Below are 20,577 nucleotides of genomic sequence, written 5' to 3' on the forward strand. Positions count from 1 at the left end.
ATAACTACTATCTAAGAGCGCGGTATTATGAGCAAGGCGTTGGGCGGTTTACGCAGATGGATACTTGGTATGGCAAGCCCTGCACACCGCTAACACTTAACAAATATTTGTTTGTTCATTCTGATCCGGTCAATGGAATAGATCCCTCGGGTTTCGTGAGAATTGACAATATTAGTATCGCTTCCAGTGGGCAAGCTACTATTAGGACTGCGACAGTAAGCAGCAGGGTGAGATTGTTCAGCGGAAAAACTAAAGGGAACCCTGTTAATTTGACAAAACAGGTAGGATGTTTTGTTGGTCAACAGTATGTAAACGCAAAAACTGATAGAGTGGAAGAGCATCACCCACTTCAAAAAAGTATTGGCGGTGCTGAAAAACAAGTACTATTGCAAACTGCGAAACAGACTCATCAATTGCTTCATACGGTTCAAAACATGCTGTTTAGAGAAGCTGGATTACCTCCTTTGAATACAAGTGCAGGTAGATTTGAGGCCTTTTTTTCTAACAACCCAGGTACAAGAAAGCTTGCATTTAACGTAACAATTACAGCCGCGAAAAAAGTTGATAAGTTCTGTGGATACAAAGGGAAGAAATCTTTTGAGTCACATCTAAAACGAGAAATTCGTCGCTGGGTCAAAACAAGCGGAAAAACACTGTAATAGAAAGTTTAAGCAAGGAATATTATGAGGGATATTAACTTTATCAACAGTTTAGAGTTTAGCGTTGATATTTTATTTAACAAAGCTGATTATGACACATTAGTGTTCTCAGAAGTGAAGTTCCTAGAGAACTATACAAGATACCAATCATTGAATATTTGGTTTCTTGTTGCGAAATGTGATAATAAAATCGAACAAATTTCTTTTGTGAGAAATAGCACCGTTAAATTTGAAGGGAAAATTGGCATAGGCGATAAGATTAGCAAAGTCTATGACTATTTGGGCGACTGTGAAACCCAAGGGCGAATATATGAGCCTATAAATAAAGAGGGTGTTTTATTCGAAGTCGAAAACAAGCGAGGCTCAGATAGAATTGAGAGCTTTACTATTTTTAGACCCAGAGTATTTCTTGGAGTATTGCCATCGCACATCGCTGATAACTTAAAAGGAGTTAAGAAACTGCCTTAGTAAAAGCGATATCAGTTGTCGATAAGAAGATAAAAAACGACTGATCGTTCGGTGATATTTGGGTAATTAACATCTGACCCCAGTCACCGACAATCAAGGCCAAACCACCACCTTTGAATACGATGCCGTGGGCAAGCAAACCCACATTCGCTACCCCAATGGTTTAGTCAGTGTATCCACCTTTGACAGCTTGAACCGAGTGGCGTCAATCACCACGCTTGATGCTGATGATAATGTTACCTATACCTACGATGCCCAAGGCAACATGCTGAGCGAAACAGACGGTGTGAACACTAAAACCTACTCGTACGATGCCAATCAGCGCTTGATAGGCTTTAACGATGGTACGCAGTCCATCACCTACGAATATAACCCTGATGGTATTCGCACTAGCAAAAGCGTGGACGGTATTACCACCGATTTCATCGTGGACAGCAACCGCGACTACGCGCAAGTGATAGCTGAAAGCGATGCAAATCGCATCATCAAAGCATCGTACACTTATGGTGATGACTTGCTATCCATGAGCCGAAACGGTGGAACTTTCAATTATCTTTATGATGGTTTAGGTTCAACTCGTGCTTTGACTGATGCTGGTGGTAATGTCAGTGATACCCACAAGTATGATGCTTTCGGTAACCTGCTGAACTTAACCGGTGATACTCAGAATGATTATTTGTTTACGGGTGAGCAGTATGACTCTGGATTAGATAATTATTATCTACGAGCCAGATATTATGACCAGGGTGTTGGAAGGTTTACTCAGCAAGATACTTGGATGGGCCACAACCATGACCCAGTAACAATGCACAAGTATCTGTATGCTAATGCTGACCCTGTGAACTATACAGACCCGACTGGTAATTTTAGCTTGAGTAGTTTAACTGCTGGACAAACGATTAGTGGAATATTGACCACTATGAGTATCGTCTCAACTGCAATTGACGTGTATGGGTTCGCGACAGGCGAAAGCGAAATAACTGCCAAAGATGTTGGAATGATGATAATCATGAGTCGTGCTGGCGGAGGAAAAATGTTCAGCTTCCTTTCAAAAAAGGCAAAGAACATTGCGGAAAACCTTTTCGACTCAGTACCCTGTTTCTTTAATAGTTTTCCAGCAGGGACGCTAGTTCATACCGATAAAGGATTGATTCCTATAGAAGACCTTAAAATAGGTGATGTGGTGTGGTCCTATGACGAAAAGACCAAGCAAACTAGCTTGAATCCTATAACGCACCTCATTCAACATGAGGATGATTACGACCTTATTAGCATTACTCTGGATGATGGAGAAGTAATAACATCAACAGGAGAGCATCCGTTCTATACTGGCGACTCATGGATTGAGGCTGATGAAATTACATCAAATCACTCTCTGCTTTTTAAAGGTGATTCAAAAGACATTTCAAGTATTGATTCGGAAAAACATAAAGGAGCAGTTTTCAATATAACTGTAGCCAACGCTCATACTTACTTTGTTGGTGTTAATGGAGCACTAGTTCATAACACCAACAAAAATTAACAATGCAAATTCAGAGGACCAAAAGCAAAAGGTTTTGATTGGAAACATATCTTTGATAGGCATTCAGCTACAGGAAATATTGCGCAGCAAAGGACGAGAAATTATGCCAACACCGTATTTCCATCTAATTTGACCAATAAGCAAATTCAAGCCAGAGTTAAGGGGGCATGGAAAAACAGAGAACTAAGGCGCTCTCAAGTTGACCCTGTTACTGGGAACACAAATCTTTACTACGAAGGAGTAGACCCTGTAAGCGGGTCCAAAATTGGTATATGGTTTGATAGTGCAACAAAAATGGTAACCACAGCATTTCCGAAATAACTTATGAATATAAAACTTAAATTTAAAAATGAATGGCTTGAAGAGTATAAAAACAAGCAGGGGCTTGCCCCTGCTTGGATTTACTTAGAATGCAACAATGAGCACTACCCTGATGACGAATGGATTGATAATCCTGCAACAGTATTGGGCTGGTGGTTATACAGCATTAAAGAACTACTCAACGGCAATGAGGGCCAAGGGCTCAGTTTTATGGAAGGACCTTTTTTTATTAATGCAAAATTAGATGGTGACAACCTTATTCTAGACTCTGAGGATGGAAAAGTGTCATGGAAGGTCAACGCGCATGACTTCGCCAATACCCTAATAAAATCAGCTAATGAAACAGCAAGAACGTTTTACAACGCAGGTTTAAAAGAAGCATCAGAAAACCTGAATCAGGGTGCAAAAGACCTTAGAGCCGTATTGAAATAAACGACCATTTATTAACCATCGATCTTCGATCGATGGTTAAACCCGTCTTCCATTACTAGCAATCTTCCACTGTCAAAAGTAGCTTCCCAATCATCAATACGCACTCATGAAAACGTCGTGAGTATCTTCCCAGCGGGAATACCATCACACTCAACCCCAACAACATGACACAGGCATTACTAGCAATTTTACCCGTATAAAGAAAACCACCGTTATTTTACTACTGCCATCATCATCACAAATCACGACTAAAACAGCCGATAATCCGTAAAGAAACTTGTAAAGAATTCAATGTTTAGTATAGGATTGAGTTTCTTATCACCAAGGAGACTACCTGCTTATAGGTTATTCACGAAAATCAACATTAGACCAATCACACAATTTACAAATCGATGCCCTTACTCAAGCTGGGTGTCAGACCATCTACCAAGAAACCATGTCAGGTGCTAAACGCCACCGACCCGAATTAGAAGCCGCACTCAAATCACTAAGGCCGAACGACACTTTAGTTGTCTGGAAACTGGACCGTCTTGGACGTTCACTGAAGAACCTTGTCGACATTATCAATGATTTGGAAGAACGTAATATCGGGTTTAAATCTTTGACGGAATCCATCGACACTCGAAGCAACACTGGCAAATTGGTATTCAATATCTTCGCATCGCTGGCAGAGTTCGAACGGAATTTAATACGCGAACGGACATCAGCAGGATTAGCAGCGGCTCGTGCCAGAGGTCGGCAAGGTGGACGACCATCTAAGTTATCCACGAATCAAATTAAGAAAGCCAATGCCATGCTGATGGACCCAGAGATGACTAAGACCGAATCGACCCATCAGGGAATGTAGGCTTAAGTAGCATTGGATTCGCTTCAAATATAAGGGCAAGAGCTTCAACCATTGCTGGTGTTAACTTTAAGCACACATTTTCAAGAGCACTTTGGGGGGAAGTTAAGGACTTTGCTAAAGACCAAATTACAGAGCAAGCGTTTGGCCTAATTGGTCAGCAGGTTGTTAATCATATGGTCACTGCCGTTTCTTCAGTTGTTGATTATGGGCAATCAGCTCAATCTTTTGGTTCGACTGCTCACCGACAGCTACAGGAGTTAATTGATAATCAGACGGGCAGCCTCAACGAATATTTGGAGCAATTTAATGCTAAGGTTATCGCCGAGGTGTTTCGGGATAAAAATGGTGATAAGGCAAAAATTAGAGAAAAAGGCTCCATAGGCTTGGATGTGGTTGTGTTAAATACAATCACTAATGAAGCGATATTTGCCTTTGATTTGAAAACAGGTAAAACAGGCACATCGAAGTCAAAAGCTGGTGAATTTGGAAAGCGGTTTAATGGTGCACCAATAATTGATGTTTATGTAAGGAGGAAATGATGCGATTAACGGAGTTAAAAAAAATAGCAAAACAAAGCGGCTTTGTTGAGCAAATGAGAGATGTTGGATTTACACTCGGTCCTGACTCATTTTGGTTTTATCGTGAGCGAGGTGATTTTATCGATTTGTTTACTTTTTGGATAAAATCCAGTGGCAATTGGTTTGAAGTCCCGCTTTATTGCTTACATAAAGCGCATGTTGAGCACTGTGACATGAGTTTGTTCCCTAAAGGCTTCATGAAAGGGATTCCCAATTTATTTGATAAAACAGTGCAGACGAGAGATTTAGACAAAGGAAAAAATTGGGAGATGCAAGATGAGCAACAAGCAATTAACACCTTAAATGACTTAGCCAATGTATTTAAAAAAAAAGCAGAGCCATGGTTCTCAGCAATAGATACAAACCAGAAGTTGCATGATAGTTATTCGCTAAGATTTCAAGGAAGTGAAAGAGCAATTAGGCTAAGTGGAATAGACAATAATGGCAAAGCCTAGTCCGATGTTTTAGTTACAGTGTCAATGGTGTATAACGACGTGGGCAATATGACGTCGCATACTGATTTTAATAGTCAGTTAACGCAATACGACTACGACGAACTTAACCGTACAACTGAAATCAGATATTCCGATGGAAACGTCGAACGGTTTGAATATGACGATGTTGGCAATAGGATAAAAGAGACACAGCTTACTGGCGCTGTTCTGGCCTACACCTACGACGCCGTTGGCAACAAAACTAGCCTAACAGTAAGGTACAAAAACGGCGATGTTCGCATCGAGCAATATACTTGTGATGCACTCAATCGCCTGACCTCGGTGACAGACAATCAAGGCCAAACCACCACCTTTGAATACGATGCCGTGGGCAACCAAACCCACATTCGCTACCCCAATGGTTTAGTCAGTGTATCCACCTTTGACAGTTTGAACCGAGTGACGTCAATCACCACGCTTGATGCTGATGACAATGTACTAACGCACTACGCTTACGAGTTAGACGCCACAGGCAGACGCACATCGTTAACTGAGCACACAGGCAGAGTATCGACCTTTAGCTACGATGACCTGTATCGCCTAAGCAACGAAAGCATTGTCGACCCAATAAACGGCGACCACAACAGCAGCTACACCTATGATGCCACAGGCAACCGCACCCAAAGCATCATCAACGGCATCACTACCGAGTATGAGTACGATGCTAACGACCGCCTCATCAGCCAAGGTGCATTTACCTATACCTACGATGCCCAGGGCAACATGCTGAGCGAAACAGACGGTGTGAACACCAAAACCTACTCGTATGATGCCAATCAGCGCATGATAGGTTTTAATGATGGTACGCAGTCCATCACCTACGAATACAACCCAGATGGTATTCGCGTGTCTAAAAACGTTGATGGCACGCAAACTCAGTTCATCGTGGACTCAAACCGCGACTATGCACAAGTGATTGCCGAGCAGGTAAATAACACCGATATACAAAAAGAGTACGTATTTGGCTATGACCTACTATCGCAAAGTAGCTTGACCGATATCGGTGACGAACCGCAAACAAACACAGCGTTTTATCACTACGATAGCTTAGGCACCACGCGCAACTTATCGAACACTGACGCCAGCATCTCCGATTCATACTTCTATGAAGCTTTTGGGGAGCTACTGGCAAGTGACGGGGACACCGATAACGACTATCTGTATACCGGCGAGCAATATGATGCGCAATTGGATAACTATTACCTAAGAGCTAGATATTACAATCAGGGCGTTGGGCGGTTTACGCAGATGGATACTTGGATGGGTAAGGATATTGAGCCCATAACTCTCAATAAATACCTATATGGTCATTCCGAGCCGCTGAACGGTGTTGATCCTTCGGGTTTTATGTTCCTGACCGACATTTCGTTTACTTCATCTCTGCAAGCTAAAAATAGAGCAGGTCAGACTGCTGGTTACAGAGTTACGTTTAAAAAACTGAGAAAAGAACTAGTATGTGCATCTATCAAAGAGGTTGCTGTAAAGTCGATATCAGAAGCTGCTGCTGGCGTATACCTTTTCTCCGAAAGACTAAGTGGCGAAACATATATTGGAAAAACTGACAATTTTAAGAGACGAGAGACGCAGCATAACGCTCGTATTGGTAAGATGTTGGCGAAGATTGAATTTAAAATGGACAATGTACTAGAGTTATTCGGTATTGATAAGAAAAGTACCGAGGCAAAGGCATTTGATAACGCGCTTAGGGCTTTGGAACAGTCCTTCATGGATGAATATGACAGAGTAGGAGCGCAGACGTCCAATCGAATGCGCTCAGTAGCTAAGCAACCCAAGTCACTTAATAGTCAAAAAATAAGAAGAATGCTCAATAATACAATAGATTTATGTCCCGAAGGAGCCCTATGAATTTTTTAAATCGCTCGTTTGAAAATGTAGACAACTCAGTTCCCAATTTATACGTCAATATTGACGAAAAATATTGTAATTGTGACGATTCATTAAGCGATGAGATGTTAGCAAAAATACAGGAGGTAGGATGCACAAGCATCAGGCTCGGTCGTGGTACATGGTCAGACTTGTCTTTTTTAAAAGCGTTAAATCCTAAAATCAAGAGCTTGAGTGTAAGCGTATGGGAATTTGATATTGATTGGACGAGCATTTTTGAGTTATCAGAGCTTGAAGTGTTAAAAGTGGATGGGCACATCAAACAGAAGGTGGATTTCCTTCAGTTGCCTAATTTGAAGCGCGTTTTATACTGGTGGGATAATAAAAACGCTGATAGTTTGTGCCGCCACACTGGTATCGAACAAATGGAGCTTTACGGAGCAAAAACACTTAATCTCAATTGTTTAGAAAAAATGACTGCTTTAAAACAATTAGAGTTGGTTAGGGGACAAATCAAAAACCTCGAAGGTGTTGAAAGGATCAAACAACTTGCTACTTTGAGGTTAATAGAAATGACTAAGTTGGAAGATATTTCTCAATTAAACCAAGCGGGTTGGCTTTTATGCCTAGATGTTCGCTGTTGCAATAAACTCTCGTTCCCTGAGAGCCTTGAAGGCCTGAAAAGCCTAATGGAGTTAAACCTGCTACGCCAGAAGCATTTGGACTCGTTAGCGTTTTTATTAACTCTTCCCTCGCTAGAAGTCTTGAGAGTTTTCGAAATAAGCATTAAAGGTGGAGAAGTGGGTGATGTAGCAAAGATCCCCACATTAAAATTACTAAACATGGATTCAAGAAGACATTACAATATCGACATTAAAGCCTTATCAAATAAACTTCATGAACAGTTCGGAGATTATAAAATTCCTTATTTAGAAACTTTCGGATTGGATCCTTACTTTTGATAATTGTCATTGGTTATTGCGGGCCGCAGGTTAAGGAAAACTGATGCCGGAATAGCCCAAATATTTAAGTCGAGTGCGTTTTTAACAACTGACAGAGAACAAGGGCATATTTAAGCACCACAGAGTTTGCTAAAAAGTAGCAACTTTATATTTTTAGTGGAAGGTATAGTCAAGAAATAACAGTGTTAGCACTTTGTTAGGCAAGTATAATAATTACGCCAAACACGCTCTTTAAAATATCGAACCGTATTTACCTACGATGACCTGTATCGCTTAAGCAACGAAAGCATTGTCGACTCAATAAACGGCGACCACAACAGCAGCTACACCTATGATGCCACAGGCAACCGCACCCAAAGCATCATCAACGGCATCACTACCGAGTATGAGTACGATGCTAACGACCGCCTCATCAGCCAAGGTGCATTTACCTATACCTACGATGCCCAAGGCAACATGCTGAGCGAAACAGACGGTGTGAACACTAAAACCTACTCGTACGATGGCAATCAGCGCATGATAGGCTTTAACGATGGTACGCAGTCCATCACCTACGAATATAACCCTGATGGTATTCGCACTAGCAAAAGCGTGGACGGTATTACCACCGATTTCATCGTAGACAGCAACCGCGACTACGCACAGGTGATTGCTGAGCAGGTGAATAACACCGATATACAAAAAGAGTACGTATTTGGCTATGACCTGCTATCGCAAAGTAGCTTGACCGATATCGGTGACGAAACGCAAACAAACACAGCGTTTTATCACTACGATAGCTTAGGCACCACGCGAAACTTATCGAACACCGACGCCAGCATCTCCGATTCATACTTCTATGAAGCCTTTGGGGAGCTACTGGCAAGTGACGGGGACACCGATAACGACTATCTGTATACCGGCGAGCAATATGATGCGCAATTGGATAACTATTATTTAAGGGCTAGGTATTACAATCAGGGCGTTGGGCGGTTTACGCAGATGGATGAGTGGATGGGGGTTGACAATGAGCCTGTCACTCTCAATAAATACATCTATGCTTATTCCGATGGCATCAATATTATTGACCCTTCGGGAATGTTTGGCTTGAGTGATATAATGGAAGCAAGGACTACCCAGAATATATTGCGAAATATTAATGTGATTGGTAGAGGGCCTTCGGGAGTCGGCGCAAACGCCACGGGAAGAAAGTTAATCTGGAATGGAGGCTGTTTTATTGTAGAGGAAATTGCTGAAGATTATATTTCGAATGCAATTGGTTTGTATGTCTTCGAAGATATTAAATTAAATAAACCTTACGTAGGGCAGTCGAAAGTAGATGTTCCTAAGCGTGTAAAAACGCATTTTCGAGGCCCAAGAGCTACTATCAAAAATTTGACACATATATTACCTGTCAGTATTGCAGATAACGTAGAAGATAAGTTGGATGACGTTTTAGATGCATTGGAACAGTCATTTATTGATGATATGGACGGGCCTGGTGGAAAAGCAAAAGGTCCAAATTCAGAGGGGAATTCTGCTAATAAAAGGAATCAATTTAAAGCAAAGAAAAGAGAGGATCTGGGTAAGTTGATGAAAAAATTCAAAATTTGTGACTAGAGTAAACGCATGGCTAAAAAGATAAGACATAAATATTTAGATTCACTTAATTTGGTGGAAGTACAAATTCACGGCAAGCTAGATTTCGATGATTTTGATGATGTATTTTCTCAAAAATTCGAATCTATTTGGATTCTAGCTGATGATGCATCAAAGTTTTCGCAGGTAACGGAAAAATTAAAGCATGTAAAAGCTATTAGATACAATCCATACGAGAAGCAAGATGTTACGTGGATAAATGAACTGCCAAACTTGGAGTATATCTATCTATCCGGGCCCTTAAAAGGTACGGTAGATTTTAACAACTTTAAAAATGCAAGAGAGGTACACGTAGATATTTGTAAAACGACAAAGTCGATTTTGACATCATCAATCAGTCCTGAATATTTGGGGTTACATAAATTTAAAGGGGATTTGGAGAAACTGCCGAAAACGATGCTTAACTCAGTGCGTAGCTTGTATCTAAGCTCTACAAACCTTGAGCATTTGGATGGTCTTTCTGAGTTTTCTGAATTAGATGAGCTTGTAATAGAACGAAATTTGAAGTTGACAAATATTGAAGGATTATCCGCACAATCCAAACTAAAATTCCTGCATATAGAGAGTTGCAACAAAATCGATGATTACAGTGTTCTGTCGTTGCTAACTGTTTTAGAAAAGTTTAGCTTTTACAATAAAGTGATGCCTACACTTCAACTGCTTACATCAAAACTGTTAGCGTCAATTGAACTGGGCCCATCTACCAAATTACAAGATTTAGACACTGGATACTTCATCAATTTCCCATCGCTAACATACGTGGGTTTCTATAATCGAAAGGACTATTTTAAGAAGCTAGATGAAGTGAAATCTATGTTGGATATTCAGTCATAATCGGTTTTTTGAACTTATTTTCAGCGACAGGTTATAGTCCGTTTTATGCAAATAGCCAAGGTACATGGTATTGGATTGATGCGAATTCTATCAATGCAAGCATGGGCTTGTTTGATATTAGCATATCCGTCTGGCCATACCACATAGCTTTTTGCAAACTGCCAAGGTAGCAGTTGATCGATCTCTGTTTCTTTGATGCTTAGTACCTCAAGACTATGCGCAAGTCATCGACTTCGATATCGCAAAGGAATACGTGTTTGGCTATGACCTGCTATCGCAAAGTAGCTTGACCGATATCGGTGACGAAACGCAAACAAACACAGCGTTTTATCACTATGATAGCTTAGGCACCACGCGCAACTTATCAAACACCGACGCCAGCATCTCCGATTCATACTTCTATGAAGCTTTTGGGGAGCTACTGGCAAGTGAGGGCGAAACTGATAACGACTATCTGTATACCGGAGAGCAATATGATGCGCAATTGGATAACTATTACCTGAGGGCGAGGTATTATAGTCAGGGCGTGGGGCGGTTTACGCAGATGGATACCTGGATGGGCTCAGCGGGAAGTCCAATGACGTTGAATAAATATGCTTATGGCAATGCGGACCCTATTAACTTTTCTGACTCAACAGGTAACTTCTCAATAACAGAGTTACAAGTTGTCAATAACATCAGGTCGAATCTTTCGAGTCTTCAAATCGATTTGGGTATCAGTTTGCTTGATGGGTATTTCAATCCCGACAGTGCCTCAAGCAATGCTGGTGACGGTGCAATTTTACTTGGATTAAGCGCAATCGGTGGACCTGCGTCCTTCAAAATACTAAGGATGCTATCAGGTAAATTCAGAAAAGCGTGTAACAGTTTCACTGGCGACACATTGGTGTCGACTGAGTTTGGCCTAAAAGCAATCAAGGATATCAAAATAGGCGACAAGGTCTGGGCTTACAATGACCAAACAGGAGAAAAATCGCTCCAACCAGTTATTCACTTAATTAGTAGTGAAGGCGAGAAAGAGATTGTGGATATTACTCTTTTGTCTGGTGACGTTATCCAGGCGACAGGTAATCATCCATTCTACGTTAACACTCAAGTCAATTGGGATTGGCTTGATGCGAATGCCATAAGTGCGGACATGGACTTATTTGATATTAATAAACAGAATGTTGATGCAACTCGCATTTCATCGCACATAGAAGAGCTTTCGGTGTTTAACTTGACTGTGGCCAACGACCATACGTATTTTGTAAGTGACGCTGAGGTTTTGACGCATAATGCTAATAAGAAGTGTCGTGTCGGAGGAATCGTACCTAACGCTCCCAAGCCGACTCTAGAAATTAACTATAAACGTGTGCCAGGTAAACCACGGTACAATCGGACAGCGGGAACCTTACCTTCGGATTGGAAAGTTGCTTTTGATAGAAATGCAGTTTTTGACGGAAAAAAGTGGTGGGCAAAGGGAAAAGGAGGGGCGCTTTATAGATATGAGACCAATGGCAACGGTGTATTTCATTGGAATGGCAGTACTAAAGATGCTTTGGTTCCTTTAACTAGAAAAGCTAAAATACCGAATGAAGTTCTTAAACTATTTAATTTACCATCAAAAGGACCCTTGAAATGAAGCTAGTAGGTGATAAGGCAAGCTTTGCTCTAGAGTGCATCTTATCCGCTGAGAATACTAACATGGGCCGTATTTTTCTATATATAAAAGGAGTAAGGTTTGGTCAAAACGATTTCGATGAGGAACTAGATGCATTTTTCTTTAGAATCCTAAAAGAAATCAAAATGATGGATAATGAGTTTCCCGATCTATTTCCTCTTTTACCAAAAGAGTTTGTTGAGCTCGTTGATTGCATATACGAAGATTTCACTCCACCTTTTTGTGATACTTTCAAAAAGTTTGCTGATCAAAGTCGCGAAATTGATTGGAATGCAATACTTAGATCGGGGCTCGCTTTTGACAATATGCTTTTTGGGTTTATCTCCAAAGGTAATTTAGAAAAAATAGTAATAAATGAAAACGATGTATTTGCGGAAGCAACTATGAAAAGAGGCACTTTTGAAAGCTACTTGTCGCAACTAAGTACTGATGTTCTTCCTGATTTTGATTGGTATAAAATAACTTGTGATACAGAGGTTTTGATTAAAAAATAGTTAATCTATTAAGTGCTCGGTGCTTTGCATCCAGCGCACACGGAAGAATAAAAATAAGGTACAAAAATGGCTGACAAGGTTACATCAAAAGAAATCAGCAATTCATTGCTTCCGATGGTTGAAAAAAATTGTTGGAAAACGGTTTCAGCGCATATAAAACGAAAAGTTTTGTCAAAGTCAATAATGACGTAGTTACTTTTGCTGAGTTGTTGATTGAAAAAAATGATGTCCGCCTTTGGTGTGCCGTTTATCCTGTTTATCATAATGATATTTGGTTTGGCTCTGGAAATGTAACGAAAAGATTTCCTGAAACTTAGGGAACAGTAAGGGTTCACAACACACAAGAACTCGACGGTGCCTACGAACACTTTACTGGTTGCTTGGCTGCGCTGGGGGAAACGACGCTCGCGGCGCCGTTTATTAAACAGTTTGTGGACTCAAATATAGAGTTTGGAGAATCCGTGGAAAAATGTACAGCTCTACTCAGCGCGATGCAAGAGGGTACCTCTGAGGCAATTCTAGAAAAATTTAAAAGTGACAATATTAAAAAACTGAGGTTGCAGAAATTTCTTAAGTAGGGGCTTCAGTGCAGACCACCACGCTCTCGGTGTGTAGTGCACTGGACAGTGTGACGAGTATCCAATGGTCATTCATGTTGATACCGATAACAGCTATCTGTATACCGGCGAGCAATATGATGCGCAATTGGATAACTATTATTTAAGGGCGAGTTACTATAATCAGGGTGTTGGGCGGTTTACGCAGATGGGTGAGTTTGGAGGTTGGGAAAATAATCCTATTTCTTTAAACAAGTATCTATATGGCCATTCTGACCCGATTAATCATATAGACCCTTCTGGCTACTTGAGTCTTAGAGAACTCGGAATTTCAATCAAAATTAGAAGCATTCAAGCTACTCAGACCGCAGCCAGGGTGGGAAATAGTGTTACACGTACGCTATCGAATTTTGGTAGGCAGACTGTTTCGACTGGAAAAACATCTGTTATCGGAATCCAATACATGAGCAGAGTTAGTTAACTAAGAAACATAGCTTCGAGAATGAGACAAGAAGGGGCCGTCAATTGAATACTTGAGGAAGCAAGGTAAGAGTTGGGAAAAAATTACCGAAACAGCCTCTAAACCAAATAGTTCTTTGCAAGAATTAATAAAGATATTTTTGAGTAATTAAAGGATCAACGTGGAATACAAAACATTCAGAGATAATAGTGAACGTTTGACAGTGCAGCTAGAGAAGATGCCTGCTCTAACGTACCGATTTGTGGCGTGGCGTTTAAAAAAGAAATTTAGTCTCAAAAAAAGCTGTGATTTGGTTAAAACAGAAAACGAAATATTTCAAGAATTCTCAACTGGTAACATGAGAGTTAGTATTGAATGGGATAATTGGTCAGGGTTAACAGTTGTGGCTTTAGATAAGGCGTCTGAGCCGCTAGTGATGGAAATAGGAGAATCGCTTGAAAATAAATACATCTAAAGGAAGGTCATTGTGAATGTTTCATTAGAAGATGTTTTGGAAGAGTTTCGGCTTTTACCTGCTTTTGTTGGTATTGACCTCTCTGGCCCAAATGTTAAAGGTAATTTTGGTGAATACCCTCTTCATGTAGCTGTGTTGTCTAATAATTTAGATTTTGTAGAAGTATTATTGATTTCGAAAGCTGACATCAATCAAAAAGGTGAGCACGGCTATGCACCTTTACATGAATCGATTGAACAGGAAAATTTTGAAATTACCAAATTCTTGGTAGAGCAAGGGGCTGACTTAGAAATAGAAAATAATGACGGAATTTCATCAATAGAAATGATTAAAAACACCAAAAACAAAAAATGGCTAGAGTTAATTGAAGAAGCGTAGCGGTTTTTCTGTATCCGTCCGCTAAACCCCGTCTTGTCTAATTGACCAGGCAGTTGCAAACTCGTGTTTTTAATCAAATGAGGGTTTTGTGATGGTACGCAGGCCATATGGAACCGGATGGCTCTGGCGGACTCAGAGTAATAACGGCTTTCCCCGACATATAGACTAGGAAAAGCAATATGAATTCTCTAAACTTTGGCAATAGAGCGATGATTATAATGATAACTGAATTTGAGTTAACTAAGTATCGTACTTATGTAAAAAATACGATTAATAAATTCAAACATGGTGAAATTGATGAGTTCGGCTTTATCTCCGAAGCTGATGAAGCCAGATTCCATGTTACGAAAGAATCTACATTGATCAGTTATAATTTATGGATTGTTGAATGTGACGACTGGTTTAAAGGCTCTTTAAAAGCAGATAGCGTTGAATTTATGAAAGAACTAGATACAGCACTAACCTGCATGGATAACAATAAACCATGGGCTTTTGAGCTTAAAAAATATATGCAAAACTAGGTAAGTTGAGTTTCTTTTTTTGAATTCGAAAACGGCGATACGAAGAGCTTTGCATCGATTGCTGTTGCGAAAGGATAATCTATAATTAGAAAAATCGGAACGTTCTAGCGGAAGACTTGGTAAAACTATGACGAAATCAGCAATTTAATTCGATTCGAGGCCTAACTGTAGACCACCACGCAAATATCATAACTTTTACCATTTTGTATCATAATCTCGACCAACTTCTCATAGTAAGCCTTGTTGTTTTTTACCTAAAAAAAAAGATCATGATAGATCTGGTTCGGTATCGCAGTGTTTAACGGCTAGTTATGATGCTTTTGACTGGCTATTTAGGGACTTGTTGGGTGATTAATTCCTTGTGGGTGCCCCAATGTGGAGTAATAAGATCGCGTTGACATGATTAATAGTGACTTCCTTTTGTATGTTTTTGGCCGCGTCCATCAAGCTGCCGTAGCAGAGGTTTTTGCACAGCCTCAAGTTGCTATTGGCATTGCGTAAAATGAGCTCAAGTGCGACTTCAGTAGTGTACTCCGATAACTGAACTAAATACTTGGGTGGAGATCCTAAGCAAAAAGTAGTGGATGTTGCTTCTATGCTGCATATTCGCTTACATTCTCTTATAAGGTATATTCATAGGTTGAATGGACTTAAAATAAATAGTGGGGCTGACTATGCGTCACTTTCGAACTACAAGAAGGCGAAGTCATTAGTTCTATTAATAAAGACCACTGAAGCATTTGATTCAGCTTGTCTTGGTGTTCGAGGTTACGAACCAATTGCTCCAACATTGAGAAAAATACTAGGACGTTAAATGGATATACTGAAAAGACAACTTTTTTATCTTGTTACTAAGAAAATAGCGATGAAGATAAATCAATTTGGTTGCACTACTATTTCGAGTTATTTAGATGAAGGTTGGAGTAATAGTGAAATAGTGTTTGAGGAAATGCTACTTCCGCTATTGGAAAAAAGTCATAGGATAGCGCTTGTGGGGTACAGATCCGACTGGAGAGAAGGCTACAAAAATGAAGATTTGCCTTTCTGGTCAGAGCTTTTCGATAGTTTGGTTTATAGGGAAGGCCGTAGGTTTTTTCTCAAAAACAGTAGCGAATCAATGAAGAAGCTCTTTACTTATTGGCAAGAACCTTATTTTCTAGTTGACTCTAATAGCAATCCTGGCAAGCAAACTATACGGCCAGCTATTCCTGTAGTTGAAATAGATTATTCGAATATTGATATTAGTAGATTAATGAAAGGGAGCGAAATTTTTAGCGAGTTATCTAACCCTTGGGCTGGAGGCTATTATTCCGCTAAGAAGTGGGTTTACTCTCAAATGCCAGAAAGTAAAAACCTGTTTCTGCCTTACCGCAATTTATCGTCTATTCGTTTCTTCGGGTGTGAAAGTACTATAGGTAAATTTGTTGATAGAGTTGTAATCGAAGGGAACTTAATCGAAGAGATTGATGAGCATTGCCCAGGTTATTGGGAAGATGAATTCCAAATTAATGATGGAGAGTCTCTTGAAAACGCCGCAATGCGATTATTTGAAGAGGAGATGAACTAGCCCTTAGTATATGATAGTTATCGCCGACAAGAAATCAGAGGTCTTTAACACTTGGCCGGTGATGGCGACGTTATTCATGGCCTCAGTGAATTTTAACCGCGTCAAACTTTCAAAAAGAATTTGGGGGGCAGATTCGTTTAAATTAGATAACCTAAATTCGTGTTTGGGTTATCATTTATTTGAGCTCCTTATTGAGGTGGTATTCTATATCTAGGAGCTAAAAAAGGCAGCCCACACTATCGTGCTAACCAAGCACAGAAGGGAGCCAAAGGTAAGAACTCAACACATATCGCGTATAAAGCTTTGACTGGTGCGGGAGGTAGAAAGAGTGATGCTACCGAAATAGTGCAAATGTTTGAGGAAGCATATGAATTACAAGGTTGGCTATAAATGAATATCGCTGAGTTATATTCAAATAAGAAAGTAAATAGTCGTTCAAGGCTTAAGCATAGTGACCTTGATCCGCTATTAAAAAAAGATGCTCCAAAGCTAAGCATTGAAGACGTTGGTTTACTTGTTCTTCTTGTAGACACTGACACAAATAGAACTATTGTAGACAAAGTAGGCAAAGTTCTTTCTGGTTATGAAGCAGATCAGAAGAGAAGCATATTTAGTGAGCTTAAGTCTCATATTTCTGAGATTAGTACGGAATCATTGATCGGCTGTTTAACGACTCAAGACTATGTTGATGGTCAGGAGCTGTTTTCAGCAATAATGGAAGCCGATCAGATTGATAGCACTGATAAGCTCATTCTGTTTGATGAAATTCTTGATGCTAAATTACCTGCAGATATTAAGCGGGACTACACAGATAAAGCTCTACTGGTTTGTGAGACTGTCTTATCTGATATGTCTTCAATTACTGGGGAAGTACGTTTAGCTGTTTCTATGCTGAAGAGAATTGATAAAGCTTACCCTGAGAATAGTTCTGCTTCTGAAATGATAGTTAAACTATACAAGGATAACGAGCTGTGGCGCGATCTATATAAAGAGGAAATGGAGCATCGATATAAAATCTTGGTAAAAAGCTTCGGGGCGAAAGTGTCAGATGCTTTCCGTAATAAAGATTACGCTCGCATTGTTAAAATGCTGAGTAAGCATGAGCACGAATTGCCCGAGGTGCTTGAGAAAAAATATCGGTTTAGTTTGAAGAAAATCAGTTAATGGCTTAACTAATAGGTATCTTACTTTAACATCGCTAGTTCTATGCCCATTTCGCAAGGTATTTCCGTTCCAGCACCACAAAGGAGGAGAATTTGGTATAACATCTTTGCGAAATGTCAATGGATCACAGAATGGCGCTGTAGGTAGTTTAGTAAGATGGTTTCATGCTCGGTGTAAGATTAGTGTTGGGGAAACATACAAAATGATACCGGTTAAAGGGGTTAGTGGGTCCGGAGGAATTTGTCGTGGAAATTAATGTGAAGTTAATAATTATTATTGTTTTTATCGGCAGTATTTTCGCTGGGGGATACGCTATTTTGGAAAAGAACAAAAGTGTTAAATTGAGCCAATTGCATTCAGGATATAAACTACAGCCCAAAGATTGGGAAGTGTTCCTGCAATGTTGGCAAGAAAAAAGACTCCATCAACTTGACCAAGGAAATGCCGACTTCTTGAGGTTTGGCAATGAAACTGTCAAACACAAGTCTATTGAATTTCCTAACTTACAAGATATACCTCTCCCTAAGTCTTTCTTAGATTTCCATGAAAGCTATCAAAGGCTTGGCGGCGCTTATCGAGAAACAAGTATAGCTGACGGTATTGGAATGTTTGCACCGTCAGAAGTGCAATTGCTATCTAGCTATTTACTTGAATATTTGGAGAGCAATAATGAGTTCTCTTTTGAATCCGACGACGAAAGTTACTATAAATATGGCGTCGAGCAAGATACTGCGCAGCAACGAACCAGTTATAAGCAAAACGCAATTGTAGTTGGTCAATATGGATGGGATGATTACGAGTTGATAGTCCTTTATCCCGATTCAAAGACTCAAGATGGAGAGATGGAAACCGCGATATTTGGACTCGCCAGCGACGCTAGGACGCCATCATTTGTAGAAATGATGAAACAATTGGCAGTGTTTTTTTTGTCGGCTCCGGATTCAATGCCACTTTACCCTCAACCGACCGTGGCTAAGTCTTGCGCTGGGAAACTGACTTTAGTTAATGTTTGGTGGAAATAATATAAGACTTATCCGTCTGCTACATCGAGTCCAGTTGTAGACTGCAGACCACCACGCATGTCTCCTGATTGGCTATAACTAAAGCTATGTGCTACCTATTCCATGTATATCAAAACGAAATATTCTACACAGAAATTTAGTTTACCAAATTACTGAAAGTGCCAAGAATTTTGTTCTGACGATAATTTGGGAAAAAAACGGCTGCTCTGTTGATGTTAATTTGGGAATTGACAGTTTTCGAAGACACAAAAATTAATAAGAGGTATATAGTCTAGAGTTAATGCAGTGTCTCGGTTGAGGAAACATATACGCAAAAGTCGGACTGATATGGCAAATCTTACTTCTATTTTACCGGTATCAATCAAACCAGGCGTCCTTGACTCGCTCAATGACGTGTTGGATGCACTAGAGCAGTCGTTTATCAAAGAGCTAGACGGCCCTGGCGGCAGAAAAGACCAAAAGGGTAACTCTGCTAATAAGCGATACCAAAGTAAAAAGACTAAGGTTTCAGAGTTAATGGATAAATTTAAAATATGTGGAAAATAAAATGAGTCATTTCAATTACAAAGAGAATGGAGCCTTGGGCCGATACCAACTTACGGTAGAAAAAGGTTTAGATGATGAGTCACTTGCCGAAATTTTAAAAGGTAATTACAAGGGGTTGTGGTTGCTCAGAGGTGACTTTACAGCCTTAGCCGCCCACACAGATGCCTTGCAGGGTATTGAAGTGTTGCGCATTTCAACTGAAATTACTCAAGACATTAGCTGGGTAAGTGACCTGCCAAATTTGACGCACCTGTCAGTAGAAGGAAAAACAAAAGGCTTTGTTGATTTTAATGCCTTGGTTAACTTGAGCTCCGCGTGTATCGAGTATTCTAATGCGACAAAGAACTTAGTAACCAGTAATGCGCCATTAAAAGGCTTGTTACTCTCTAAGTGGAAAGCACCGTTAACCGAATTTTCTGACTCACTCGTTGCCTCTTTGACAAGTATCAATCTCACCTCTGGTAACCATACGTCAATTGAAGGGCTTCGTCGCTTTAAGAATCTAACTGGTTTGGTGCTATTCGACATTCGTAAGATAACAGATATCAGTGAGCTTGAATATTGCCCGCAAATAGAAGAGTTAGATATAAGCTGTTGTAATCGTGTGGAAGGTGTTGAAGTAATAAAGTACCTACATCAACTTCGTCGTCTAATATTTGAGAACAAATCCCTCCCGTCACTGTCTTTAGTTCCAAGAGATAACCTAGAAGAAATTCTGTTGGGTGATAGCACAACTGTTGAGGATTACAATATTGAGTGTTTACTTGATTTTCCAAAGCTTCAAAGTGTGAGTTATTCGAAGCGCAAAGCATATAAATATGCTGCTGTCGAATTACAGGCAATGTTGACCGAGAACAAGTAATTCAAGAAAAGTATCGGTCGTATTTATCAGTGCGTCTGAAATTGTAACTAGGATGACGGCAATGAGCTCGATGCCACAGGCAACCGCACCCAAAGCATCATCAACACCTACCAAATGGTGGGAAATTACTTAAATCGTTAGCCCGAGAAGTCTGTGGTAGGATTAATTGCAAGTTTCCAATTATTGACTATCAGCATATTTTTTATGGCGATATCAGAAGACGAACCGCAAGGGGTTTTCACAGCACAAGGGCTAGTGCAAATATTGC

At 40.1% G+C, this 20,577-nt stretch carries 23 protein-coding genes and 1 pseudogene; 23 read left to right on the forward strand and 1 reads right to left on the reverse strand.

From position 1 onward, the window contains the following. Positions 1-17: 17 nt before the first annotated feature. Positions 18-659 (forward strand): annotated as a pseudogene (locus tag ISG33_RS11035) (RHS repeat-associated core domain-containing protein); the annotation flags it as partial. Between the two features lie 24 nt (positions 660-683). Continuing rightward, positions 684-1,127 (forward strand): hypothetical protein, encoded by a 444-nt coding sequence (locus tag ISG33_RS11040; protein ID WP_195733637.1) that lies wholly within the window; start codon positions 684-686, stop codon positions 1,125-1,127. Here the strand turns inward: ISG33_RS11040 and ISG33_RS11045 are convergent. Further along, on the reverse strand, positions 1,111-1,272 hold the full coding sequence (locus ISG33_RS11045) for a hypothetical protein (RefSeq protein ID WP_195733638.1): 162 nt from the start codon (positions 1,270-1,272) through the stop codon (positions 1,111-1,113). The two genes, ISG33_RS11040 and ISG33_RS11045, sit on opposite strands and share 17 nt — an antisense overlap. On the opposite strand from ISG33_RS11045, the gene ISG33_RS11050 reads away from it, so the two are divergent. From ISG33_RS11050 to ISG33_RS11155, 21 genes are all read left to right on the forward strand, one after another. Further along, a complete protein-coding gene (locus tag ISG33_RS11050; RefSeq protein WP_195733639.1) occupies positions 1,255-2,649 on the forward strand; it encodes a polymorphic toxin-type HINT domain-containing protein in 1,395 nt (464 codons plus the stop codon). The two genes, ISG33_RS11045 and ISG33_RS11050, sit on opposite strands and share 18 nt — an antisense overlap. A gap of 78 nt (positions 2,650-2,727) precedes the next feature. Next, positions 2,728-2,970, forward strand: coding sequence for an EndoU domain-containing protein (locus ISG33_RS17300; RefSeq protein WP_370545318.1), 243 nt, complete (start codon positions 2,728-2,730; stop codon positions 2,968-2,970). A 3-nt stretch (positions 2,971-2,973) separates the two neighbouring features. Further along, positions 2,974-3,402 carry a hypothetical protein gene (locus ISG33_RS11060; protein ID WP_195733641.1) on the forward strand — a complete coding sequence of 143 codons (429 nt, stop codon included), beginning with the start codon at positions 2,974-2,976 and terminating at the stop codon, positions 3,400-3,402. A 340-nt stretch (positions 3,403-3,742) separates the two neighbouring features. Then, positions 3,743-4,249 (forward strand): recombinase family protein, encoded by a 507-nt coding sequence (locus tag ISG33_RS11065; RefSeq protein ID WP_255528888.1) that lies wholly within the window; start codon positions 3,743-3,745, stop codon positions 4,247-4,249. A gap of 173 nt (positions 4,250-4,422) precedes the next feature. Beyond that, positions 4,423-4,788 carry a hypothetical protein gene (locus ISG33_RS11070; RefSeq protein WP_195733642.1) on the forward strand — a complete coding sequence of 122 codons (366 nt, stop codon included), beginning with the start codon at positions 4,423-4,425 and terminating at the stop codon, positions 4,786-4,788. After that, on the forward strand, positions 4,785-5,282 hold the full coding sequence (locus tag ISG33_RS11075) for a hypothetical protein (RefSeq protein ID WP_195733643.1): 498 nt from the start codon (positions 4,785-4,787) through the stop codon (positions 5,280-5,282). Before ISG33_RS11070 ends, ISG33_RS11075 begins: the two co-directional genes overlap by 4 nt. Before the next feature lie 48 nt (positions 5,283-5,330). Then, complete coding sequence (locus ISG33_RS11080; RefSeq protein ID WP_195733644.1) at positions 5,331-7,187, forward strand: RHS repeat-associated core domain-containing protein; 1,857 nt, start codon at positions 5,331-5,333, stop codon at positions 7,185-7,187. Next, positions 7,184-8,128 carry a leucine-rich repeat domain-containing protein gene (locus tag ISG33_RS11085; protein ID WP_195733645.1) on the forward strand — a complete coding sequence of 315 codons (945 nt, stop codon included), beginning with the start codon at positions 7,184-7,186 and terminating at the stop codon, positions 8,126-8,128. Before ISG33_RS11080 ends, ISG33_RS11085 begins: the two co-directional genes overlap by 4 nt. A gap of 300 nt (positions 8,129-8,428) precedes the next feature. Further along, positions 8,429-9,727: an RHS repeat-associated core domain-containing protein gene (locus ISG33_RS11095; protein WP_498043314.1), complete on the forward strand. Its 1,299-nt coding sequence runs from the start codon at positions 8,429-8,431 to the stop codon at positions 9,725-9,727. Between the two features lie 9 nt (positions 9,728-9,736). Continuing rightward, the gene (locus ISG33_RS11100; protein ID WP_195733647.1) at positions 9,737-10,600 is read left to right on the forward strand and encodes a leucine-rich repeat domain-containing protein; all 864 of its coding nucleotides are present in this window, start codon (positions 9,737-9,739) and stop codon (positions 10,598-10,600) included. A 253-nt stretch (positions 10,601-10,853) separates the two neighbouring features. Then, positions 10,854-12,224: an RHS repeat-associated core domain-containing protein gene (locus ISG33_RS11105; protein ID WP_195733648.1), complete on the forward strand. Its 1,371-nt coding sequence runs from the start codon at positions 10,854-10,856 to the stop codon at positions 12,222-12,224. Then, positions 12,221-12,757, forward strand: a complete 537-nt coding sequence (locus ISG33_RS11110; RefSeq protein ID WP_195733649.1) for an Imm42 family immunity protein — start codon at positions 12,221-12,223, stop codon at positions 12,755-12,757. Before ISG33_RS11105 ends, ISG33_RS11110 begins: the two co-directional genes overlap by 4 nt. A gap of 642 nt (positions 12,758-13,399) precedes the next feature. Continuing rightward, complete coding sequence (locus ISG33_RS11115) at positions 13,400-13,795, forward strand: RHS repeat-associated core domain-containing protein (protein WP_195733650.1); 396 nt, start codon at positions 13,400-13,402, stop codon at positions 13,793-13,795. Positions 13,796-13,955: 160 nt separating this feature from the next. Continuing rightward, a complete protein-coding gene (locus ISG33_RS11120; RefSeq protein ID WP_195733651.1) occupies positions 13,956-14,249 on the forward strand; it encodes a hypothetical protein in 294 nt (97 codons plus the stop codon). 12 nt (positions 14,250-14,261) lie between these two features. Further along, positions 14,262-14,627 (forward strand): ankyrin repeat domain-containing protein, encoded by a 366-nt coding sequence (locus tag ISG33_RS11125; RefSeq protein ID WP_195733652.1) that lies wholly within the window; start codon positions 14,262-14,264, stop codon positions 14,625-14,627. 179 nt (positions 14,628-14,806) lie between these two features. Continuing rightward, a complete protein-coding gene (locus ISG33_RS11130) occupies positions 14,807-15,148 on the forward strand; it encodes a hypothetical protein (protein WP_195733653.1) in 342 nt (113 codons plus the stop codon). 814 nt (positions 15,149-15,962) lie between these two features. Then, positions 15,963-16,715 carry a hypothetical protein gene (locus ISG33_RS11135; protein WP_195733654.1) on the forward strand — a complete coding sequence of 251 codons (753 nt, stop codon included), beginning with the start codon at positions 15,963-15,965 and terminating at the stop codon, positions 16,713-16,715. 390 nt (positions 16,716-17,105) lie between these two features. Beyond that, the gene (locus tag ISG33_RS11140; RefSeq protein WP_195733655.1) at positions 17,106-17,879 is read left to right on the forward strand and encodes a hypothetical protein; all 774 of its coding nucleotides are present in this window, start codon (positions 17,106-17,108) and stop codon (positions 17,877-17,879) included. A gap of 245 nt (positions 17,880-18,124) precedes the next feature. Beyond that, positions 18,125-18,901, forward strand: coding sequence for a hypothetical protein (locus ISG33_RS11145; protein ID WP_195733656.1), 777 nt, complete (start codon positions 18,125-18,127; stop codon positions 18,899-18,901). Positions 18,902-19,228: 327 nt separating this feature from the next. Continuing rightward, positions 19,229-19,447: a hypothetical protein gene (locus ISG33_RS11150; RefSeq protein WP_195733657.1), complete on the forward strand. Its 219-nt coding sequence runs from the start codon at positions 19,229-19,231 to the stop codon at positions 19,445-19,447. Position 19,448: 1 nt separating this feature from the next. Further along, positions 19,449-20,309: a leucine-rich repeat domain-containing protein gene (locus tag ISG33_RS11155; RefSeq protein ID WP_195733658.1), complete on the forward strand. Its 861-nt coding sequence runs from the start codon at positions 19,449-19,451 to the stop codon at positions 20,307-20,309. Positions 20,310-20,577 lie beyond the last annotated feature (268 nt).

Source organism: Marinibium conchae (genome assembly GCF_015595035.1).
GTDB lineage: Bacteria > Pseudomonadota > Gammaproteobacteria > Enterobacterales > Alteromonadaceae > Glaciecola.